We start from the raw sequence: 20,197 nt of genomic DNA on the forward strand, positions 1-20,197 counted from the left end.
GTCCCTTCCATGTGCACATCAACAGATGGCAACAGAGACGTAATGAAAGTTTTTGATCATCGTCCTGTGGAAGCGTGTGAGGACGGTGTGCAGCAAACCCGTATGGCACAGGAGGTCGCCTTGTTGATTCGCCATCAGACCAGACGCAAGCGCGCAGCCGCTCTTGCGACGGCGGTCACCGCCGCGGTGTTCGCCCTCGGAGCCTGCGACTCCGGCGGCGGGGACGAGAAGGCCAACTCCGGTGCGGACAAGGGCCCTTCGATCGTGGCGCCCGGAAAACCGGGTGAGCCGGCCCGGCAGCTCTCCGCCGACGAAGCCCGCGAGGAGGCCGTGCCGCCGGCCCCCAACTCCGCCGACTTCCGCTACGCGCGGATGATGATCCAGCACCATTCACAGGCGCTGGTGATGACAGGTCTCGTCGCCGACCGCGCCGGCTCCTCCACCGTCAAGCGGTTCGCGGATCGCATCGCATCAGGCCAGAAGCCTGAAATCGCCGCGATGGAAGGTTGGCTGAAAAACAACGGTGGGGACAAGCGCAAGCGGTCCCACGACCACTCGCGGATGCCCGGCATGGCGACGGAGGCCCAACTCGACGAGCTGCGCGCCGCCCGCGGCCGGGACTTCGACGAGCGCTTCCTGAAGCTGATGATCACCCACCACCAGGGGGCGGTCACCATGGCGACCGAGGTGCTCTCCGAGGGCAACAACGTGCCCGTGGAGGAGATGGCGACCGATGTCGTCGCGCAGCAGACGGTGGAGATCGACCGCATGCGCGACCTCCTGAGGTGACGGACGCGGGGCCGGGCCCGGCGGCGCAAGCCGGTCCCGCTCCGCTCCCGCGATCCGCGCGGCGGCGGGATGCTGGAGACAGCCCCGGTCGCCTGGGACGGCTCGCCGGCGATCGAGCGAGCCGAGGCGGCGCTCGGGCGGTCCCTTGGGCGCGGGCAAGTGAAGATCCCCGACCGGGACGGTAAGCCGCCGGGGACGGCGGACCCCGAGAGGGCCCGCGGCCGTCAGCCCGGTGTGGGCAGGCCCGCCGCGAGGCGTTCCGCCTGGCGGTCCGAGGCCGCCAGCACGGTGGCGAGCAGCCCTGGGAAGAGCGCGTCCAGGTCCTCCGTCCGCAGGCCGCTCACCTTGGCGGTGCCCCGGTACGTCTGGTGGATGACACCGCTCTCACGCAGCACCCGGAAGTGGTGCGTGGTGGTGGACTTGGAGACCGGCAGGTCGAAGGTGGAGCAGGCGAGGTGGTCCGTGGTGTCCGCCAGTTGCCGCACGATACGCAGCCGTACCGGATCGGCGAGGGCGTGCAGGACGCCTTCGATCCGGATCTCCGCGAGGGCGGGATGGGCAAGCGCGCGTGGGCCGGCGGCGGGGTCGGTGGTGGCGCTTGCGGGGGTCACGGTGGGCTCCACTTCGTCCAGGGGGCCTCATTGTACGAGAGCCGTCGTATTTCGGGGTACGGGAGGCAGGCCGTTCCCCGAACGGTCCTCAGCTCTCCCGCCCGGCCACCACCAGCCGGGCCCGGGGGCTTCCGTCGGGGCGGCTGCCCAGCTCCGGCAGCGGCAGCAGCCCCGCGGTGAACCCGGCCCCGGCCAGGTCGTCGAGCACGTCGCGGAGCGGGAAGGTCCGGTAGTACATGACGAACGTGGGCCGCCACAGCGCGTTGCGCACCCGCATGGCCCCGTCGAAGCCCAGGAAGGACCAGTACGCCTTCGAGCCGACCGGGGGCGGAGCTCCCACCGGGAAGACGAACCGGCCGCCCGGCCGCAGCGAGGCGTACACCTGCGCGAAGAGGGCAGGCCGCTCCCGGGGCAGGAAGTGGCCGAACGCACCGAGGCTGAGGGCCACGTCGAAGGCGCGCGCGAAGGGCAGGGCGAGTGCGTCGGCGCGGACCCAGCCCACCGCTGGCCCGGCTGCCGGCCCGTCCTGGCCGGCCAGGGCGGACCGTCCCACGGCCAGCATGCCCGCGCTGAAGTCGACACCCGTGACCCGCTCGCCGCACACCTGCCGCAGGACGCTCACGCCCGCCCCCGTGCCGCAGCAGACGTCGAGTCCCGAGTCGAACGGTCCCAGCGGCCGGAGCGCCCGCGTGACCGCGTCGAGCACCCTGTCCGGGGTCCGGTAGGGCGTCAGGTCGAACTTGGGGGCGAGCAGGTCGTATCCGCGCTCGATGGACGAGAGCGCCTGAACGGCCAGTTCGCGGAGGGTGGGGCCCTGTGGGGTGGACATCGCGGACCAGCGTACCCACAGAGGCCCCGGCCCGGCGGGGCGCCGGGTCAGACCGCCCAGCCGTACTGCTCGGGCACCGGCACCGTCGCGCCGCCCAGTTCGCGTGCGGCGTCGCGTGCGAAGTAGGGGTTGCGCAGCAGCTCCCTGCCGAGCAGCACGGCGTCCGCCCGCTGGTCGGTGACGATCTTCTCGGCCTGCACCGGGTCGGTGATCAGGCCGACCGCCGCCACCGGCAGGCCCACCTCGGTGCGGACACGCTCGGCGAACGGCACCTGGTAGCCGGGGCCGACGGGGATGCTCGCCCGGGGCGCCAACCCGCCCGTCGAGACGTCGAGCAGGTCGACTCCGTGCGCCCGCAGCTCATGGGCCAGGCGGACCGTCTCGTCGGCCGTCCAGCCGTCCCGCTCGTCGTCCGCGTTCTCCGTGAGCCAGTCGGTGGCGGAGATGCGGAAGAACAGCGGGAGCTCGTCGGGCCACACGGCGCGCACCGCGTCGACGACCTGCAGGGCGAAGCGGATGCGGTTCTCGAAGGAGCCGCCGTAGGCGTCGGTGCGCCGGTTGCTGTGCGGGGAGAGGAACTGGCCGATCAGATAACCGTGCGCACCGTGGATCTCCGCGACCTCGAAGCCCGCCGCCAGCGCCCGCCGGGCGGCGTCGGCGAACTGCTCGACGATCTCACCGATCTCGTCCACGGTCAGCTCGCGGGGAGCCGGGCGGTCGTCGTCGTACGCGGCGGGGCTGGGAGCGACGGGCAGCCAGCCCTCACCGCCCGGGGCACCGGCCTCGATCGGGCCGCCGCCGCGCCAGGGGCGCTCGGTGGACGCCTTGCGTCCGGCGTGCGCCAGCTGGATGCCCGGGACGCTCCCCTGAGCGGCGAGGAAGGCGGTGATGCGGCGGAACGCCTCGACCTGGGTGTCGTTCCAGAGGCCCAGGTCGGCCGGGCTGATGCGGCCTTCCGGGCTGACCGCCGTGGCCTCCACGAGGACGAGGCCGGTGCCTCCGGCGGCGCGGGCCGCGTAGTGGGAGAAGTGCCAGTCGTTGGCGACCCCGGCGTTCGGCCCGAAGACCTCCGCGCTGTACTGGCACATGGGTGACATCCAGACGCGGTTGGGAATGGTCAGCGATCGCAGGACGTAGGGCTCGAAGAGGGCGCTCACGACAGACTCCGTTTCACCTGATGCGACGGGCACGGCTGACGCGGCGGATCGGCGCCGCGCCTTGTACGAGAGATACCGTACTACGACGATCGTCGAATTACGAAACCTCTCGTACAACCGCTGCCCTGCCGGGCCTCGCCCTGTCCGCTCCCGCCGTTCAGTCCTCTGATCGCCTGCGGTACCGCAGGGTGATGGCCGCGTCGGCCGCGTACGCCTGGGTCCAGCTCCGCCCCGCACCCGACCGCCAGGTCACGTGGGCACTCGCTCCGTCGTTCCTGACGTGGTCCACCGTCATGAGCCGGTCCCCGTCCCGCACGTCCCCCGGCGCAGCTCGTGCGCCGCGACGGTGACCGGGTCCGCCGACGACAGCCGCTCCGCGTCCTCGGCGGCCCGGACGAGCGCGGCGGCCAGCTCCCGGGCCGCCGCCGGGGTGCAGCTCCAGGAGAGCCCTTCCGGGCGGGCCGCGAAGCGGACCCCCACCCTGAGCGCACCCGGAACCACCTCGACGGGGATCCGGCGCCCTTCGGTGTCGTCGATCTCGATACTCATGGCTTTCCCCTCCTCGCCCGGCTCTCGACCATAGCCGTGACCTGCGGGGACCACGGCGGGCGGGCTTCGGTGCGCAGCAGCGCCGCGGTGGCACGCGGCAGGAGCCTCCGTGCGGACGGCCTCCCCGGTCCCGGCCCCGCGCCACCGGCTGCCCTGTGCCGCTCCGGATTGCCGCCTTCGCCGCTTCCACCTGCGGTGACACCGCGTCTACGCGCCACTGTCAGTGGCCGGGTGCAGACTGACCCGTATCCGACTCAACGGCGCTTCGGGAAGGTCTTCGTCATGACCGATGTACTGCTCACCGTAGGTACGCGCAAAGGACTCTTCACCGGTCGCAGGCGCGACGGCGCCTGGGAGTTCGGCGGCCCGCACTTCAACGCCCAGGCGATCTACTCGATCGCCATCGACACCCGCCGGGAGACCCCCGGCTGCTCGTCGGCGGCGACAGCGCGCACTGGGGCCCCTCCGTCTTCCACTCCGACGATCTCGGGGCGACCTGGATCGAGCCGCAGCGGCCGGCGGTGAAGTTCCCCCCGTTCACCGAGGCGTCACTGGAGAGGGTGTGGCAGCTCCATCCGGCCGGACCCGAGGCGCCGGGCGTGGTCTACGCCGGCACCGAACCGGCCGCCCTCTTCCGCTCGGAGGACGGCGGCGAGTCGTTCGAGCTGGTCCGGCCGCTGTGGGAGCACCCGACCCGCTCGAAGTGGGTGCCCGGCGGGGGCGGCGAGGGGCTGCACACCATCCTGACCGACCCGAGGGACCCCCGGGCGGTGACGGTCGCGGTCTCCACGGCGGGCGTGTTCCGGACGAAGGACGGCGGCGAGAGCTGGGCCCCGGCGAACAAGGGCGTGTCGGCGGTCTTCCTGCCCGACCCCGATCCGGAGTTCGGCCAGTGCGTCCACAAGGTGACGCGGGACGCGGCCGATCCGGACCGGCTCTACCTCCAGAACCACTGGGGTGTCTTCCGCAGCGACGACTCCGGGGACTCGTGGACGGACATCGGGGCCGGTCTGCCGTCCGACTTCGGCTTCGCGGCCGCCGCGCACCCGCACCGGGGGGAGACGGCCTACATCTTCCCGATCAACGCCGATGCCGACCGCGTACCGGCCGAGCGCCGCTGCCGGGTGTTCCGTACGAGCGACGCGGGCCGTACGTGGGAACCGCTGTCCGCCGGCCTCCCGCAGGGCGCGCACTACGGCACCGTCCTGCGCGACGCGCTCTGCACGGACGACGCCGACCCCGCGGGCGTCTACTTCGGCAACCGCAACGGCGAGGTGTTCGCGAGTGCCGACGACGGCGACACCTGGCAGCAGCTCTTCTCGCACCTGCCGGACGTGCTGTGTGTGCGGGCCGCGGTGATCGGCTGACGGGCCGGCGGTGCGGTTGTCGACGGCGCCTTCACAGGTCGGTTGATCGGTGTGGCCCTGTCACCAGTAGAGTGCGGCCCGTGGCAGCAAGACCGTTGAAAGAACTCGTCGAGCCGGGGTGGGCGCGAGCCCTTGAGCCCGTGGCCGAACGCGTCGCCGCTATGGGCGACTTCCTCCGCGGCGAGATCGCCGCGGGGCGCACCTATCTGCCCGCGGGACCCCATGTCCTGCGGGCGTTCCAGCAACCGTTCGACGACGTACGGGTCCTGATCGTCGGTCAGGACCCGTACCCCACTCCGGGACACGCGATCGGTCTCAGTTTCGCCGTGGCCCCCGACGTCAGTCCGCTGCCGGGCAGCCTGGAGAACATCTTCCGGGAACTGCACGCGGACCTGGGTCTCCCCAGGCCCTCCAACGGCGACCTGACGCCCTGGGCGCAACAGGGTGTGCTGCTGCTCAACAGGGCGCTGACCACCGCGCCCAGGCGGCCCGCCGCCCATCGCGGCAAGGGCTGGGAGGAAGTCACCGAGCAGGCCATCCGCGCACTGGTGGCCCGGGGCACGCCGCTGGTGTCGGTCCTGTGGGGACGCGACGCCGGCAATCTGCGCCCCCTGCTGGGTGACTGCCCGGCGATCGAGTCCTCCCACCCCTCCCCCATGTCCGCCGACCGGGGCTTCTTCGGCTCACGGCCGTTCAGCCGGACCAATGAGCTGCTGGAGCGCCAGGGGGCCCAGCCCGTGGACTGGCGACTGCCGTGACGCCTCCCCCGGACCGGTTCGTCATCGGCGTGGACTCCGGCGGCTCCGGGTTGCGGGTGGCGCTCGGGACGGTCGACAGGGAGGGGCCCGTATCGGCGGTGACCTGCTCCGAACCGGTGCGGACGGGGCCCGGCGGCATCGACGCCGGCCACCTGCTGGCCCAGCTGCTCCCCGCCGCCCGCGCGCTGCTGGACCGGGCCACGGGCGGGGACCAGAGCGGCGCGCACTCCCCCGCCGGGATCGCCGCTCTCGCGATCGGGGCCGCCGGGATGGCGACACTCGGTGAGCGGCTGCGCGCGGAGCTGCCCGGTGCGCTCGCATCCCGGCTGGGGGTCGGGCGCGTGGCACTGGCCGCAGACGCGGTGACCGCGTACGCGGGCGCTCTCGGCCGACGGCCGGGAGCCGTGGTCGCGGGCGGAACGGGCATGATCGCGCTCGGGACCGATCTGTCGGAGTGGCGCAGGGCAGACGGCTGGGGACATCTTCTGGGTGACTGCGGCGGTGGCGCCTGGATCGGGCGGGCCGGGCTGGAGGCGGCGATGCGCGCCCACGACGGGCGGCGCGGCGGCTCCGCCGCGCTGCTCGCCCGGCTGGTGGCGGTCCTCGGTCCGGCGACGGACCTGCCGGGGCTGCTCTATCCGCGCGCGGACCGGCCGGCGCTCCTCGCGTCCTTCGCCCCCGAGGTAGCCGCGTGCGCCGGTGACGACCCGCTCGCCGCCGGCATCCTGCGGGAGGCCGCGGTCCACATCGCCGGGACGGCCGCCGCGGTGTGCCCTGAGGCCGCCCCCGAGGGGACAGGCCGGCTCGAATTGGCCCTGACCGGTGGCCTGTTCAAGATGGGCGATCCCCTCCTCGTACCTCTGCGGGAGGAGCTGGCGCGGCAGGTGCCCCAGGCGGCGGTGGTACCCGCCGCGGGCGATCCGCTGAGCGGTTCCCTCGGGATCGCCCGGGCGCTCGCCGGCTCCGGTCCTGGGCTGCCGCTCCATCCGACCCTGCTGTTCGTGCCGGGGCCGGCGGCGTCCTCGGCGGTCCCGGGCGCGACCACGGCCGGGCAGGCGCGCCGAGCGGGTGCCGAATAGGGATACGAGCAGTCATTCGGGAAGCCTTGCCGCCCGACAGATCGGGATAGTTGACTGGTATGCCACTCAACGGACATTAGTGGGCAGATAACGCCTGATGGGACCCTCCCCGAACAGAGAGGGAGCCAAAACCAGTAGCATGCGGCGCCATGAGCACCCCCACTGGGCCCGCTTCCGGCCTGCCTGTACGAATGCCGCGACCTCGCCAGTCCGGACGGCACCGCCGCCCGGAGCCCGTGGTCGCACCCGAGGGCGCTGCCGCGCTCGTTCTCGCCGTTCCCGGTACCCCTTCCCCGGCCACGCGCAGCCTGGCCGAGGAGGTCATCAGCATCGCCCGCTCCGAGCTTCCCGGGCTCAATGCCAGGATCGGGTACCTCGACGGCGACGGGGGCGAGTTCCCCGCTCTCTCAGCCGTACTCGCCCACGCCGCCGCCGAGCGCGGAGCGCGCTACGAGCAGGCCGTGGCCGCCGGCCGCGAGGTCGCCGTCCCCCAGGGCCCGTCCGCCGTGGTGGTGCCGCTCCTCGCGGGGCCCGACAACGCCCTCATGCGGCGGATACGGCAGGCCGTGATGGACAGCGGTACGCAGGTGGAGCTGACCGATGTGCTCGGTCCGCACCCCCTGCTCGCGGAGGCGCTGCACGTGCGCCTCTCGGAAGCCGGGCTGGCGCGCGCCGACCGCGCCAGGCTGTTCACCGTGACGACCGCCGCGGACGGCATCGTGCTGGCCACCGTGGGCGGCGACGAAGCCGTGCGGGCCGCCGGGATCACCGGCATGCTGCTGGCCGCGCGCCTCGCGGTGCCGGTGATGGCCGCCGCCCTCGACGTGGAGGGATCGGTCGCCTCGATCGCGGAGCAGCTGCAGAGCTCCGGTTCGGCCCAGCTGGCGCTGGCGCCGTACCTGGTGGGCCCGGAGATCGACCCGGGCCTGCTGGAAGCGGCGGCCAGGGAGGCCGGCTGCGCGACGGCCGAGCCGCTCGGCGCGTACCCGGCCATCGGCAAGCTGGTGCTCTCGCTGTACGCGACGGCGCTCGGCATCACCCCCGCCACCCCGCAGGGGGTGCAGGGCGCCCCGGCGCACTGACCGGCAGACGGGGCACGGCATCGGGCCGGTGCGCCACGGCCCCGGAGTTCTCCGGTCCCAGGCGCACCGGCCGTCTCCGTTTCCGGGTCAGGCGAACGTCACGCAGGAGGGCGCGGGGACGTCCAGCGAGCCCGCGTGGCCCGGCATACCCGTCGCGGCGTCCACGGCGAACCAGCTGACGTTGCCCGAGCGCTCGTTGGCGGCGTACAGCCACTGCCCGGTGGGGTCGAGGGCCAGGTCACGCGGCCAGTGCCCCCCGCAGCCCACGGTCGCGGCCAGGGACACCTTCTCGCCCGTCACGTCCAGGGTGAGGACCGAGATGCTGTCGTGTCCGCGGTTCGCGACCCACAGGAAGCGCCCGTCGTGCGAGGCGACCACCTCGGACGGGTACGTCCGCGTCCCGGGTTCGGCGCTCACGTCCTCGGGCAGCACGGCGGTGGTGGAGAGCGGTTCGAGGACCCCGGTGGCCGCGTCCCAGGCGCACACGGTGAGGGTCGGTTCGAGCTCACCCAGCACGTAGGCGAAGCGGCCCGCCGGGTGGAAGACCATGTGGCGCGGTCCCGTACCGGGGCTGAGCGCCGTCTCGCCGTGGAGGCGCAGCTCCCCCGTCGCCGGATCGATGACGCAGACGCGTACGGAGTCGGTGCCGAGGTCCACGCTCAGGAGCCACTGGCCCGAGGGATCGGCCACCACCTGGTGGGCGTGCGGTTCGGCCTGGCGGGAGGCGTCAGGACCACTACCCTCGTGCGTGAGTACGGAGGCGGCGGCCGCGAGTGAGCCGTCGGGCAGCACGGGCAGCACGCTGACACTGCCGGAGCCGTAGTTCGCCGTGACGACGTGTCCGGCGGCGAGCGTCAAGTGGGTGGGGCCTTCGCCACGGACGTCCTGCGGGGCGCCCAGGAGGCGCGGAACGTCCGCCGACACGTCCAAGGCGGCTGCCGCGCCCCGCGCGGTCTCACTGACCGCGTAGAGCACCGTTCCGCCCGGTCCCACGCCGCTCACCAGGTACGACGGGTCAGGGACGGCGTCGGTGGCACCGACCACCGTCAGCGCGCCCGTCTCCCGGTCCACGGCGGCGGCGGTGATCCCCTGCCCGCCCGCCGAGGTGAACGACCCAATGAACGCCCGTCCGGCGCTGTTCCCGCTCATCGCGCTACCCCTCTTCACCGTCTGTTCCCGATCTTCGGGCCGACGGTAGCAGGCGGAGTGTTTTGGTCTAGACCAATCAAGAGTATCGGCCGGTCAGGCCGGGACCAGCGGGGCGCGGGGCGAGGTCCGCAGGGGCGCGGCGAGATCGGCGAGCGCCCTCTCCAGGGCGTGGAGGTGGGCGAGCGCGGCCTCGGCGCCCGGGTGGTGGTGCGGAGCCTGCGCGGGGACGGCCAGCCGGTCCGTGAGGACCTGTCCTGGAGGGGCCAGGGCCTGCACGGCCGCCTCGACCCGCCGGCAGGCCGCGGTGAGCCGGGCGTCGTGGGAGGCGGCCGGGTCGGCGGCCACGGTGGCGAGGCCGCGCACCTCACGGGCGCACACGTCGAGCAGCTCCATCACCTGCCGGGCCCGGGCCTTGCGGGCCCGGAGCGGGCTGACGGGATGCAGGAGCGGGGCCAGCGACAGCCGGGCCCGGCCCAGCAGGAGTTCCAGCTCGGCGGCGAGCGGTGTCGGGTCGGCCCGCTCGTCACCCGCGAGCCGCAGCGCGGCAACACCGGTGCAGCGGTGCACGCAGTGCAGGGCCCGCTGGATCCAGGCTTCGGTGGTGGCGTGCGTGGTGACGGGCAGGATCAGGGCGACCCCGAGCACCGCGCCGAGCGCGCCCGCGGCCGTCTCCTCGAAGCGCAGCCAGAGCAGGCCCGGGTGCAGGACGCCGAGGAGCCCGTACAGCAGGCCCGCCATCACGGTGACGAAGAACGTCATCCAGCTGTACGAGGGCGCCGCCGTGTAGAAGATACCGAAGACGCAGACGGCGACGAGGGCGGCGGTCGGCACGACGGCGCCGTCCAGGGGTACGGCGACGAGCAGACCCACGGCGATCCCGGCGACGGTGCCCACGACCCGGCGGAAGCCGCGCACGAGGGTCTCGCCGCGCGAGGCGGTGTTCACGAAGATCCACCAGGCGGTGCCGACGGCCCAGTACCAGCGGTCGGGGGAGAGCAGCAGACCGACGGCGAGCGCGACGGCGCAGGCCGCCGTCGCCTGGAGCGCCTGGCGGGTGGTCGGCCTGGCGAGGCCCCGGCCGGTGAGCGGAGCGGGCTGGGCGGGCGGCGGGGTGCGCCGCTCGACGCACCAGGCGCCGAACCGTACGGCGCAGGACGCCGCCAGGGCCAGGGCGACCGCTCCGTACAGCTCGGGGAGCTGGGCGGGGACGGCGTGCAGGAACTGGGTGCTGAAGAACATCATGAAGCCGAAGATGCCGAGCGCGTGGCCGCGCGGGCCCCATCGCCGGGCGTACACCCCGGCGAAGACGACGGCGAGCCAGCTGAGGGACCGCAGCGCCGGCTGGCCGTGCAGGGTGCTGGCCAGCGCGAGGACGGGGGATCCGACGACCGGCAGCAGCACGGTGGTGACCGCCTGCCTTCGGACGGTGGCGTCACCGACGGTGAACATCGCGAGGAGCGCGGCGAGCCCTCCGGTGATGGACGCGGTCAGGGACAGGCCGGCCAGTTCGGCCGCGCAAACGGCCAGACCGACCCCGAGTACGGCACGCAGCGAGACCCGCAGTCGCAGAAGCCCCGGATCAGGGGCCACGAACATCCTCTTCACGACGGTCGGACCGCCCCCTTCGACTGGAGGAACACCCTCTGGTGAACGCCGAAGGCGCCGCGAAACCGGAAGCGGCGCCTTCGCCGTCCGGCGCTGCGCGGCGCCATGGATACCTCCAGGAGAACACCCTGCGGGACAGTGGCTCAACTCGACCGGAAAAGGCTGAGCCATTGGTACAGTCGCACCGGCTTTCACCGAACCAGGAAGGGGCCAACGGACCATGGCCGTCGATGCCCTCGACACCCGCATCCTGCGTCTGCTGATCGAGCAGCCGCGCACCAGCGCCCGGGAGTACGCGCGCGTCCTGGGGATCGCCCGCGGCACGCTCCAGGCCCGGCTCGACCGCCTGGAGCGGGACGGGGTGATCACCGGTACGGGCCCGGCGCTCTCCCCCGCGGCCCTCGGCCACCCGGTGCTCGCCTTCGTGCACCTGGAGGTCACCCAGGGGCACCTGGACGAGGTGGGCGACGCGCTCCGCGCCGTACCGGAGATCATCGAGGCGTTCTCGACGACGGGCGGCGGCGACCTGCTGACCCGGGTCGTCGCCCGCGACAACGGGCATCTGGAGGACGTGATCCAGCGGCTGATCCGGCTTCCCGGCGTGGTCAGGACCCGGACGGAGGTGGCACTGCGCGAACGGGTGGCCCACCGGATGCTGCCTCTGGTCGAAGCGGTGGGACGGGCGGCCGGCGGCGCCGGCTGACCACCGGCCCGGCATGCTGGGGCCATGAGTTCACCGCACACCCAGGTTCCCTGCGTCATCTTCGACCTCGACGGCACACTCGTCGACAGCGAGCCCAACTACTACGAGGCCGGCCGCCGCCTCCTCGCCCGGTACGGCGTGAGCGGTTTCAGCTGGGAGCAGCACACCCGTTTCATCGGGATCGGCACCCGGGAGACCCTCACCGCCCTGCGCTCCGAGTACGGGATCGAGGCACCGGTCGACGAACTCCTGGCCGGAAAGAACGCCCTCTATCTGGAACTGGCCGGCGCCTCGACCGAGGTCTTCCCCGAGATGCGGAAACTCGTGGAGGAACTGCACGGCGCCGGCGTCCCGATGGCGGTGGCCTCCGGTTCGTCCCGGGCCGCGATCGGGGCGGTGCTCGCCGTCACCGGCCTCGACGCGTACATCCCCCTGTACGTCTCCGCGGAGGAGGTGCCGCGCGGCAAGCCGGAGCCCGACGTGTTCCTGGAGACCGCGCGGCGGCTGGGAGCGGAGCCGGCCGGCTGCGCGGTGCTGGAGGACGCCCCGCCCGGCGCGGCGGCGGCGCGTGCGGCGGGTATGCGCTGCCTGGCGATTCCCTACGTGCCGGAGACGGCTGACGATCCGGCGTTCCTGGCGGCGGATCTGCTCTTCCCCGGCGGGCAGCGTGCGTTCACGGCCCGGGCAGCGTACGACTGGCTTCTCGGCGGGAGCGGCCCGGCGGACGCCGCGCCGATTGGCTGATTGCCGCCGCCACCAGCGCGTCCGCCCCCAGGGCAGCGGTCACCGGTGCCAACTGCGGTCCCACAGGCCGATATCCTGGTCCAGCCGCGCATCCCTTCCTCATCCTGATCGAGATGAGCCCGATGAGGTCGCCTCCGCGGCTGTCGAAGCGGGCCACAGTTCGAGATTGGTGCACAGGTGCTGGTAGCAGGTCGGTACCGGTTGATATCCCCTATCGGCCGCGGCGGCATGGGCGAGGTGTGGCGCGCGACGGACGAAGTGCTCGGCCGGGCCGTCGCCGTGAAGCTGCTCCTGGGCGACCGTGACGACGCGTCATCGGCCGCCAGGTTCCGGCTGGAGGCGCAGACCGCCGCGCGGCTGAGCCACCCCCACCTGGTGGCGGTGTTCGACTTCGGGGCGTGGGAGGACCGGTTCTACCTCGTGATGGAGCTGGTCGAGGGCATGAGCCTCAGCGACCTGCTCGCGACCCAGGAGACGGTCCATCCGGAGCAGGTGGCCCGGATCGCGGGCGAGGCGGCCGCGGGGCTCGCCGCCGCCCACCGGCAGGGTGTCGTGCACCGCGACATCAAGCCCGGGAACCTCATGCTGGATGGCGAGGGGTCGCTCAAGATAGGTGACTTCGGGATAGCCCAGTTCGTCGACGATCCCGCCACGGCCCTGACCACCGCCGGGCAGATCGTGGGCACGAGCCTCTATCTGGCCCCGGAGCGCGCTCTCGGCCGCACGGCCGACTCTGCGTCGGACATGTACTCACTGGGCTGTGTGATCTACCAACTCCTGGTCGGCCACCCGCCGTTCCGTTCCGATACGGCGACCGCGACGCTCTACCAGCACGTGGACACCCCGCCCGTGCCGCTGCGGCAGCGGGGCGTCGACATCTCGCCCGCGTTCGACGCGTATCTGCTGAGCCTGCTCGCCAAGCAGCCCGAGGACCGGCCCGGCGCCCAGCAGGTCTCCGACTGGTTCCGCGCCGGCGCCTGGCGCGGACACCCCGAGCCCCTGCCCCCGCAGGTCGCCCCCGCCGGGCCGGTGCGGGCGCCGGCGGGTCCCCCGGCCCGGACTCCGCTCACCTCGCCGGTCTCCGGTGGTACCCGCCGGCCGGGTCCGGACACGGCCGGCGGGTCCGCGGGCCCCACTACGTACCGGCTGCCGCAGGCCACCGGCCGAAGACGGGCCCCCGCGCCGGTCCGCAGACGCAGCACCCGCGAGGCGATCCGCCGCAGGCCCCGGGTGGCCAGTGCGATCGCGGGTACGGCCGCCTTCATCGCCGCCGTGTACCTGGGAATGGTCCTGTTCGCTCCGGACCCGAGCTCGGCCGGGACACCGGTCGGCGACCCCACGTCGACGACGGGGCCCGAGACCCCGGCCGGGGACGGAGCTTCCCCGGAGTCCCGCCCTCCGACGCGCCGGCCGGGGACGCCGTGCCGCAGGAGTCCGTACCGCAGGAGGGCTCCCCCGGGGACGAAGGGCGGGACGAGGGCCACGAAGAGGGCCGGGGCGGGGGCAAGGACCGGGAGAAGGACAAGGGACACGAGGACGACTGAGGCGCGGCCGGGGCGCCTGCGCAGGAACCGATGGCCGGCCGAGCGCGTCCTGCCCGGCAGAGCGCCGGTGCGCGGTGGATGCTGGTCGGGCGCACGCCGGGCATGACCTGCCGCGCGTGCCGACGCCCACGCCGATGAACGGGGATTCCGATGCGTATCCGTCCTGCTCTCGCCGCTTCCTTCACCGCCGTCCTCGCCCTGCTGGCCACCTCCGGCGCTCCCGCCGCCGCGACACCCGGCCCCGCCGTCTGCGCCGAACGCGCCGTCGAGGTGGCCGCCGCCGCTTCGTCCGCCGCCCCTGACGTGGTCCTGATCAGCGTCACCAACCAGGGCCATCGGCCGTGTGCCGTCGACCGGATTCCCACCGTGAACTTCGGGGACCTGGACGGCGCCGCGCTGCCGGTGCCCGAGACCAGCAGCGCGCCGTACCGGCTGGCGGCGGGCGGGTCCGCGTACGCGGCCGTACGCACGCTGGACCCCGCCTCGACCGAGCTGCGGCTGGTCGACGCGGTGACCGTGGCCGGGCACCCCGCGCACCGAGGCCGGACGTTCGAGGCCGCTTCTCTCGCGGCGCCGGACGGAATCCGCGTCTGGGAACCGGTGACCACGTGGTGGCATCCGACGCGCGCCGGGGCCGACGCGGTGCTCGCGCGGCACACCGGCTGACCCGGCGCACCACCGTGCGGGCGGCCGCCCCGGACCGCAGAGTGGGAGGAGGAGGAAGCCGCAGGCGGGAGGAGCTGGCGTGGACACCGACGACGTACGGCGGACCCCTACGGGTCCGGGGCAGGACGGGAGCGGCTCGGACGGTGGCGCACCCCGCTTCGTGGTGCAGATCCACGACGCGCGCCGCATGCACTTCGACTTCCGCCTGGAGGTCGACGGCGTACTGAAGTCCTGGGCGGTGCCCCGGGGGCCCTCGGAGAATCCGCGGGACAAGCGGCTGGCCGTACCGACGCAGGACCACCCTCTGGCCTACCAGGAGTTCGAGGGTGTCATCCCGCCGGACGAACAGGGCGGCGGCACGGTCATCGTCTGGGACCAGGGCACCTACCGGCCGCTCAGCCATGATGAGCGGGGCACGCGCGTCTCGTTCGAGGAGGCCCTGGAGCGCGGCCATGCGACCTTCTGGCTCGACGGCGCCAAGCTCCACGGCGAGTTCGCCCTGACTCGTTTCCGGGTGGGGGACGAGGGGCCGGGCCATGTCGCCTGGCTGCTGGTCAAGGCCGACGACGACCAGGCGGTCCACGACAGGCCCGGCACCCCCGACCCGTACCACGCCCGCTCGGCCCGTACGGGGCGCACCCTGCACCAGGTCGAGGCCGCGGAGAGGCAGCACACCGGCTGAGGCTGCGGCCACCGCGCACGCCACCCGGGATGACGCGGTGAGGAGAGGGCGCAGGAGTGGCCCCGCACCGCGCCTTCGGGCAGCATGGTCGGCGAGGACCGGCCGCGCCGCGCACCGGACTTCCGCGAGGGCCCGGCCGGCCACCGACGCACAAGTTCATGGCAGCAGCCCCGACGCGGCGGCGTCGCCCCCTGCGACTGGCGGCCACCGCGCCGACCGGCGTCCGCGGACGCGACTATCCCCGCGCTCCGGGCGCCCCGAGGGCCGGGCAGGCGTCGCACCGGTCCGCTCTGGAGGTGTACGCCCGTGATCGGCTCGCAACCACAGGAGACTCCGCCGCGGCGCTCTGCTCGGCAGAGGTCCACCACGGACGCCTCGGGTATGGGAGCGCCGTGCTGGGTAAGTCTCACCACCCGGAACCTGGCCGCGTCGCGGGAGTTCTACGGGGCCGTGCTGGGATGGACCTTCCGCGGTACGGACCTGGGCGAGGAGTTCGGCGTCGCCCTCCACGACGGCGTTCCGACGGCCGGTCTGGCGGAGCTGACGGACGCCCTGCGCATCGCCAACGACTGGATGCCGTACTTCGCCGTCCCGGACGCCGACGAGGCGGCCGCGCGGATCAGGGAGCGCATGGGGACCCTCGCTGTCGGACCCATCGACTTCCCGATCGGCCGGGCGGCGGTCGCCGCCGACCGGGACGGCGCGCGCTTCGGGGTCTGGCAGGGGCGCCTCGTGGCCGACTGGCGGGCCTGGCGGGAGCACCGCCCCTGGTGGCTGGACCTGACGACCCGCAACCCGTTCGAGGCCGCGCTCTTCTACGGGGAGATCCTGGACTGGGCCTCGGAGCGTCCGGGCTTCTGCGAGGTCGGTTACGAGCACGACGACGTGGTGCTGCGCGATGACGGCCGGGTGGCGGCCCTGATCACCGCGGGCTCGAAGGACAGTCTGACCCTCCCGGGGTGCGGACCGCGCTGGAACGTGCACTTCCCTGTACGGGACGTGGAGGCGGCGGTGCGTACCGCGGTCCGGCACGGCGGCCGGGTGCTGGAACGCCGGATCTCGGCCCGCGAGGACGGTGCCACCCTGCGCGACCCCGGCGGTGCGGTGTTCTGCGTCGCGTCGGCCACCGGCCCTCCGCCGGCCCAGGGCGAGGGCGGGCGGCCCTGACCACGCCCGATCACCGAGCGTCACCTCACCGGGTGCAGTCATGGCGGGAGGCTGGTTCCCTGGCACTGTCCGCTCTCCATGAACCCAGGAGTGATCATGCGCGCCATACCGGGACCCTCGGGCCGTGACCAGCACATGCGTCAGAAGGCGAGCGAGCTGAGCCAGGCCGCCGAGCGCACGTCCGACCCAGAGCACCGGGTACGGCTTCGGCAGAAGGCGCAGCGGCTCCTGGCGTGGAGCGAGCAGGACGGTCGCGAGACGGACGGCGGGGCCGGCGGACGGTAGCGGCCACCGCTGCCGGGCCCGGGCGGGTGTGCGCTCCCGCCCGGGCCCGGTGCGTACGGTCGGGCCCGGCGATGATCCGGGTCCGGGCGGAACCTCCTGCCGGGTCTTCTGCGTGATGATGGACGGAAGAGTCTTCGCCGCAGCGGACATGAGCCGGCGTCCTTGGCCGGAACCGGCTCGGAAGGGGCGGCCGCCATGCACACCTCCCTACCGAGGAGACAGGCCGCCACGCGCGTCACCGTCCTCGCGTTCCTCCTCGCTCTCCTCGTCGCCGCGGTCTGCGGATGCCAGGCGGGAGGGGGCGCCTCTCCCCCGCCGGGCAGCCCGGATACGCCGGCGGGACGCGCCGACGTCCTCGCCGTGAAGATCGACAACGTCGCGCCCGCCAGACCGCCCACCGGGCTGGAGAAGGCCGATCTCGTCTACGTGGAGCAGGTGGAGGCCGGGCTCAGCCGCATACTCGCCGTCTACTCCTCCGCCGTCCCGCCGGTCATCGGCCCGGTCCGGAGCGCCCGCGAAACGGACCTGGAACTGCTCCGGCAGTTCGACGGACCCACGCTCGCGTACTCGGGCGCCCAGTCCGCGCTGCAGCCGTCGATCGAGGCGGCTCCGCTCGACGCCGTGCCACCGTCCAAGGCACCGAACGCCTACGTCAGGGAACGCGGCCGTCCGGCGCCGCACAACCTCTACCTGCGACCGGCGGAACTCCCCCACAAGGCGACGGGGGTCAACGCGGCCGAGGCCGTGGGACTCCGCTTCGCCCCGGCGCCCGATGGGGGTACACCCGCCGACGCGCGCACGGTGAGCTACCCGTCGGCCCGGTTCACCTTCACCTGGTCGCCCGGGCAGCAGAAGTGGCTCGTCACCATGGACGGCAAGCCGTCCCGCACCGCCGCAGGAGACAGGCTGGCGGCGGGCACCGTGCTGGTACAGGACGTGACCCTCGGCCCGTCCCGCTTCCGGGACCGCTGGGGGAACACCTCACCCTTCACCGAGACCGTGGGGTCCGGCTCGGCGGTCGCACTGCGCGACGGCAAGGCGTACGACGTCACCTGGAAGCGGGACAGCGCGGCGTCGGCGACCGAGTACACCACCAGGGACGGCCGGCCGATGACGTTCGCGCGCGGACAGATCTGGGTCGTGCTGGTCCCCGGCTGACACGGAGTGGGTGAAGGCCGTTCACGCGGACGGGAGTTCAGCGCCAGGGGTCGCGTTCGACCTGCTCGACGGTTTCGAGGACGACCTCGCCGGTGCTGAGGTCGGCGCCCGCCGCCGGACGCACCCGGGCGCCCGGCCAGATCAGCTGGGGCGGCGTCCCGATCACGCGGCAGCGGAACATGAAGCCCTCCGGGAACCGGACCAGGGATTCGTTGCGCGCGTACTCGGTGTAACGGTGCACCACCGTCGACCGGACGACGACGCCGTGGCCCTCGCTCACCTCCGTGCGAAGGTCGCTCGACTGGCATACGGGGCACAGGAGCCGGCGGAAGGACGCCGTGCCGCACCAGCGACAGCGCTGGTAGGTGATTCCGGTTGTTTCACGCGCCGCCGTAGCGGTGCCGCTTCCTGGCTGGGACACGTCTGGACCCCCTGCACTCGGCTGTGAGCGCCGCACCATCGCGCGGCGCTCCGCACCCTATGGCACTGCGTGCCGAGTCGTAAAGGTACTGAGTGCCGTAACGTGTTCAGCCCGCCGCCATGGCCGCCTCGACGCTCTGCACCACGCGCCACAGCGGGGCCTTCCTGGAGGCGACCATGACGATCACGTCGCCCTCCGGGTCCACGTCCGGATCGCCGCCCCGGAGCGTGAACGGCGCCTTCTCCCGTTCCGCCGCGCCGACGTGCTCCGCGGCCGGTTCACCGCCTCCGGGCCCGTCCGGCTCCCCCCATACGCCGCGCACCAGACCGAGGGCGTGGTCCACCGCGGCCTCAGCGTCCCCCTCGCCGCCCGAACGCAGCCACGAACGAAGGGCGTTGTTGTGCGCGGCCACCACCGCGGCGGCCACCACGTCGGCCCGCAGCCCGCCGTCAGGAGCCTTTGCCCAGCGCCGGCGCAGATAGCCGGCGAGCGTGCCCTCGTATCTGCGTACCACGGACAGTTCGTACGTGCGCAGCCCCGGCACCTCCTGCGTCAGCCCATACCGCTGTACGGAGAACTCGGGGTTCGCCGCGTACATCCGCATCACGAGTCTCGCCGCGTCACACACCGCGCCGACCGGGTCGGGGTCGTCACCCCGCTCCAGCAGGGCTGTCATGTCGGCCAGACACCGCTCGTGGTCGGGGAAGACCGCGTCCTCCTTCGAGGGGAAGTACCGGAAGAAGGAGCGGCGCCCCACCCCGGCCCGCGCCACGATGTCGTCCACGGTGGTCCGCTCGAAACCGCGCTCCAGGAAGAGCTGGAAGGCCGCTTCGGCAAGCGCCTCCCGCATGGGCGCCTTCACGGGGGAACTCCCGGACGCGGGGCCTGCTGCCACCCTGCGTCCTCTGCGCGCTTCAGTCATGCCGGGAACGTAACACCGGGAAGCGTCGATTGGCACTACGTACCTTGCAAGAGGGTACTGAGTACCATATCGTCGTCACAACGAATCGCATCAGCTAGGAGAGTCGGCGTGAGTTTGAGGATTGTTGTGTGTGTGAAGTTTGTGCCGGATGCGTCGGGTGATCGGGGGTTTGCTGATGATCTGACGGTGGACCGTGAGGGTGTGGATGGTCTGTTGTCGGAGTTGGATGAGTATGCGGTGGAGCAGGCGTTGCAGATTGCGGGTGGGGTGGAGGGTTGTGAGGTCACGGTGGTGACGGTGGGGCCTGGGGATGCGAAGGATGCGTTGCGCAAGGCGTTGTCGATGGGTGCGGACAAGGCGGTGCATGTGGAGGATGAGGCGTTGCACGGCAGTGATGTGATGGGGACGTCGCTGGTGCTGGCGCGGGTGGTGGAGCGGGCGGGGTTTGATCTGGTGATCGCGGGGATGGCGTCGACGGACGGGACGATGGGGGTGCTTCCGGCGGTTCTGGCGGAGCGTCTGGGTGTGCCGCAGGTGACGTTGCTCTCGCGGGTGAAGGTGGAGGGCGGTGTGGTGTCGGGGCGGCGTGACGGTGACAGTGCCTCGGAGGAGGTGGAGGCGTCGCTGCCGGCGGTGGTCTCGGTGACCGACCAGTCGGGTGAGGCCCGTTACCCCTCGTTCAAGGGGATCATGGCGGCGAAGAAGAAGCCGGTGGACTCGCTGGATCTTCGGGATCTGGAGCTGGACGCCGCTGAGGTGGGTCTGGCGGGTGCGTGGACGGCCGTGGACTCCGCGGTCAAGCGGCCGGCCCGCACGGCGGGCACGGTCGTCAAGGACGAGGGTGAGGGCGGCAGGCAGCTCGCGGAATACCTCGCCACCCAGAAGTTCATCTAACCCCCAAACGGCCGCCCCGGCTGTCCCGGTTGTCCG

At 73.0% G+C, this 20,197-nt stretch carries 20 protein-coding genes and 3 pseudogenes; 14 read left to right on the forward strand and 9 right to left on the reverse strand.

Annotated elements, in window-relative coordinates; translation table 11 throughout:
* Nucleotides 1-102: 102 nt before the first annotated feature.
* Nucleotides 103-789, forward strand: a complete 687-nt coding sequence (locus Sfulv_RS02385; RefSeq protein WP_173310814.1) for a DUF305 domain-containing protein — start codon at nucleotides 103-105, stop codon at nucleotides 787-789.
* 224 nt (nucleotides 790-1,013) lie between these two features.
* Here the strand turns inward: Sfulv_RS02385 and Sfulv_RS02390 are convergent, their stop codons facing one another.
* From Sfulv_RS02390 to Sfulv_RS02405, 4 genes and pseudogenes are all read right to left on the reverse strand, one after another.
* Nucleotides 1,014-1,400, reverse strand: a complete 387-nt coding sequence (locus Sfulv_RS02390; RefSeq protein WP_173310816.1) for an ArsR/SmtB family transcription factor — start codon at nucleotides 1,398-1,400, stop codon at nucleotides 1,014-1,016.
* An 88-nt stretch (nucleotides 1,401-1,488) separates the two neighbouring features.
* Complete coding sequence (locus Sfulv_RS02395) at nucleotides 1,489-2,229, reverse strand: class I SAM-dependent methyltransferase (RefSeq protein WP_173310818.1); 741 nt, start codon at nucleotides 2,227-2,229, stop codon at nucleotides 1,489-1,491.
* A 47-nt stretch (nucleotides 2,230-2,276) separates the two neighbouring features.
* Nucleotides 2,277-3,386, reverse strand: coding sequence for an NADH:flavin oxidoreductase/NADH oxidase (locus tag Sfulv_RS02400; RefSeq protein ID WP_173310820.1), 1,110 nt, complete (start codon nucleotides 3,384-3,386; stop codon nucleotides 2,277-2,279).
* Between the two features lie 157 nt (nucleotides 3,387-3,543).
* A pseudogene (locus tag Sfulv_RS02405) lies at nucleotides 3,544-3,935 on the reverse strand (hypothetical protein).
* Between the two features lie 282 nt (nucleotides 3,936-4,217).
* Between Sfulv_RS02405 and Sfulv_RS02410 the strand changes: the two are divergent.
* From Sfulv_RS02410 to Sfulv_RS02425, 4 genes and pseudogenes are all read left to right on the forward strand, one after another.
* Nucleotides 4,218-5,302, forward strand: a pseudogene (locus tag Sfulv_RS02410) (WD40/YVTN/BNR-like repeat-containing protein).
* Between the two features lie 80 nt (nucleotides 5,303-5,382).
* Complete coding sequence (locus tag Sfulv_RS02415) at nucleotides 5,383-6,060, forward strand: uracil-DNA glycosylase (protein ID WP_173310822.1); 678 nt, start codon at nucleotides 5,383-5,385, stop codon at nucleotides 6,058-6,060.
* The gene (locus tag Sfulv_RS02420) at nucleotides 6,057-7,139 is read left to right on the forward strand and encodes an N-acetylglucosamine kinase (RefSeq protein ID WP_256668796.1); all 1,083 of its coding nucleotides are present in this window, start codon (nucleotides 6,057-6,059) and stop codon (nucleotides 7,137-7,139) included. Before Sfulv_RS02415 ends, Sfulv_RS02420 begins: the two co-directional genes overlap by 4 nt.
* 149 nt (nucleotides 7,140-7,288) lie before the next feature.
* A complete protein-coding gene (locus tag Sfulv_RS02425; RefSeq protein WP_173310824.1) occupies nucleotides 7,289-8,221 on the forward strand; it encodes a sirohydrochlorin chelatase in 933 nt (310 codons plus the stop codon).
* Nucleotides 8,222-8,308: 87 nt separating this feature from the next.
* On the opposite strand, the gene Sfulv_RS02430 is transcribed toward Sfulv_RS02425, so the two are convergent.
* Nucleotides 8,309-9,370, reverse strand: coding sequence for a lactonase family protein (locus Sfulv_RS02430; RefSeq protein WP_173310826.1), 1,062 nt, complete (start codon nucleotides 9,368-9,370; stop codon nucleotides 8,309-8,311).
* A 93-nt stretch (nucleotides 9,371-9,463) separates the two neighbouring features.
* Nucleotides 9,464-10,966, reverse strand: coding sequence for an FUSC family protein (locus Sfulv_RS02435; RefSeq protein ID WP_173317535.1), 1,503 nt, complete (start codon nucleotides 10,964-10,966; stop codon nucleotides 9,464-9,466).
* A 229-nt stretch (nucleotides 10,967-11,195) separates the two neighbouring features.
* On the opposite strand from Sfulv_RS02435, the gene Sfulv_RS02440 reads away from it, so the two are divergent.
* The 8 genes from Sfulv_RS02440 to Sfulv_RS02475 all read left to right on the forward strand — a co-directional run bounded on the left by Sfulv_RS02440 (nucleotide 11,196) and on the right by Sfulv_RS02475 (nucleotide 17,924).
* Nucleotides 11,196-11,678, forward strand: coding sequence for an Lrp/AsnC family transcriptional regulator (locus Sfulv_RS02440; protein WP_173310828.1), 483 nt, complete (start codon nucleotides 11,196-11,198; stop codon nucleotides 11,676-11,678).
* A gap of 24 nt (nucleotides 11,679-11,702) precedes the next feature.
* Entirely contained in the window at nucleotides 11,703-12,422 is a 720-nt protein-coding gene (locus tag Sfulv_RS02445; RefSeq protein WP_173310830.1) for an HAD family hydrolase, read from the forward strand.
* Nucleotides 12,423-12,599: 177 nt separating this feature from the next.
* On the forward strand, nucleotides 12,600-14,072 hold the full coding sequence (locus Sfulv_RS02450) for a serine/threonine-protein kinase (RefSeq protein WP_503827468.1): 1,473 nt from the start codon (nucleotides 12,600-12,602) through the stop codon (nucleotides 14,070-14,072).
* A 44-nt stretch (nucleotides 14,073-14,116) separates the two neighbouring features.
* Nucleotides 14,117-14,632, forward strand: a complete 516-nt coding sequence (locus Sfulv_RS02455) for a DUF4232 domain-containing protein (protein ID WP_173310832.1) — start codon at nucleotides 14,117-14,119, stop codon at nucleotides 14,630-14,632.
* A 79-nt stretch (nucleotides 14,633-14,711) separates the two neighbouring features.
* On the forward strand, nucleotides 14,712-15,314 hold the full coding sequence (locus tag Sfulv_RS02460; protein WP_173310834.1) for a DNA polymerase ligase N-terminal domain-containing protein: 603 nt from the start codon (nucleotides 14,712-14,714) through the stop codon (nucleotides 15,312-15,314).
* A 381-nt stretch (nucleotides 15,315-15,695) separates the two neighbouring features.
* Nucleotides 15,696-16,481, forward strand: coding sequence for a VOC family protein (locus Sfulv_RS02465; RefSeq protein ID WP_173310836.1), 786 nt, complete (start codon nucleotides 15,696-15,698; stop codon nucleotides 16,479-16,481).
* A gap of 96 nt (nucleotides 16,482-16,577) precedes the next feature.
* Nucleotides 16,578-16,766, forward strand: a complete 189-nt coding sequence (locus tag Sfulv_RS02470) for a DUF6381 family protein (RefSeq protein WP_173310838.1) — start codon at nucleotides 16,578-16,580, stop codon at nucleotides 16,764-16,766.
* A 195-nt stretch (nucleotides 16,767-16,961) separates the two neighbouring features.
* Entirely contained in the window at nucleotides 16,962-17,924 is a 963-nt protein-coding gene (locus Sfulv_RS02475) for a DUF3048 domain-containing protein (RefSeq protein WP_173310840.1), read from the forward strand.
* Nucleotides 17,925-17,961: 37 nt separating this feature from the next.
* Here the strand turns inward: Sfulv_RS02475 and Sfulv_RS31385 are convergent, their stop codons facing one another.
* The 3 genes and pseudogenes from Sfulv_RS31385 to Sfulv_RS02485 all read right to left on the reverse strand — a co-directional run bounded on the left by Sfulv_RS31385 (nucleotide 17,962) and on the right by Sfulv_RS02485 (nucleotide 19,195).
* On the reverse strand, nucleotides 17,962-18,204 hold the full coding sequence (locus Sfulv_RS31385; RefSeq protein WP_371874737.1) for a PhlB family protein: 243 nt from the start codon (nucleotides 18,202-18,204) through the stop codon (nucleotides 17,962-17,964).
* A gap of 21 nt (nucleotides 18,205-18,225) precedes the next feature.
* Nucleotides 18,226-18,384, reverse strand: a pseudogene (locus Sfulv_RS31390) (zinc ribbon domain-containing protein); the annotation flags it as partial.
* Between the two features lie 67 nt (nucleotides 18,385-18,451).
* The gene (locus tag Sfulv_RS02485) at nucleotides 18,452-19,195 is read right to left on the reverse strand and encodes a TetR family transcriptional regulator (protein WP_173317536.1); all 744 of its coding nucleotides are present in this window, start codon (nucleotides 19,193-19,195) and stop codon (nucleotides 18,452-18,454) included.
* A gap of 180 nt (nucleotides 19,196-19,375) precedes the next feature.
* Between Sfulv_RS02485 and Sfulv_RS02490 the strand changes: the two genes are divergently transcribed.
* Complete coding sequence (locus Sfulv_RS02490) at nucleotides 19,376-20,161, forward strand: electron transfer flavoprotein subunit beta/FixA family protein (protein WP_173310791.1); 786 nt, start codon at nucleotides 19,376-19,378, stop codon at nucleotides 20,159-20,161.
* The last annotated feature ends 36 nt before the right edge of the window (nucleotides 20,162-20,197 follow it).

This window comes from Streptomyces fulvorobeus (assembly GCF_013167895.1).
GTDB classification, from domain to species: domain Bacteria; phylum Actinomycetota; class Actinomycetes; order Streptomycetales; family Streptomycetaceae; genus Streptomyces; species Streptomyces fulvorobeus.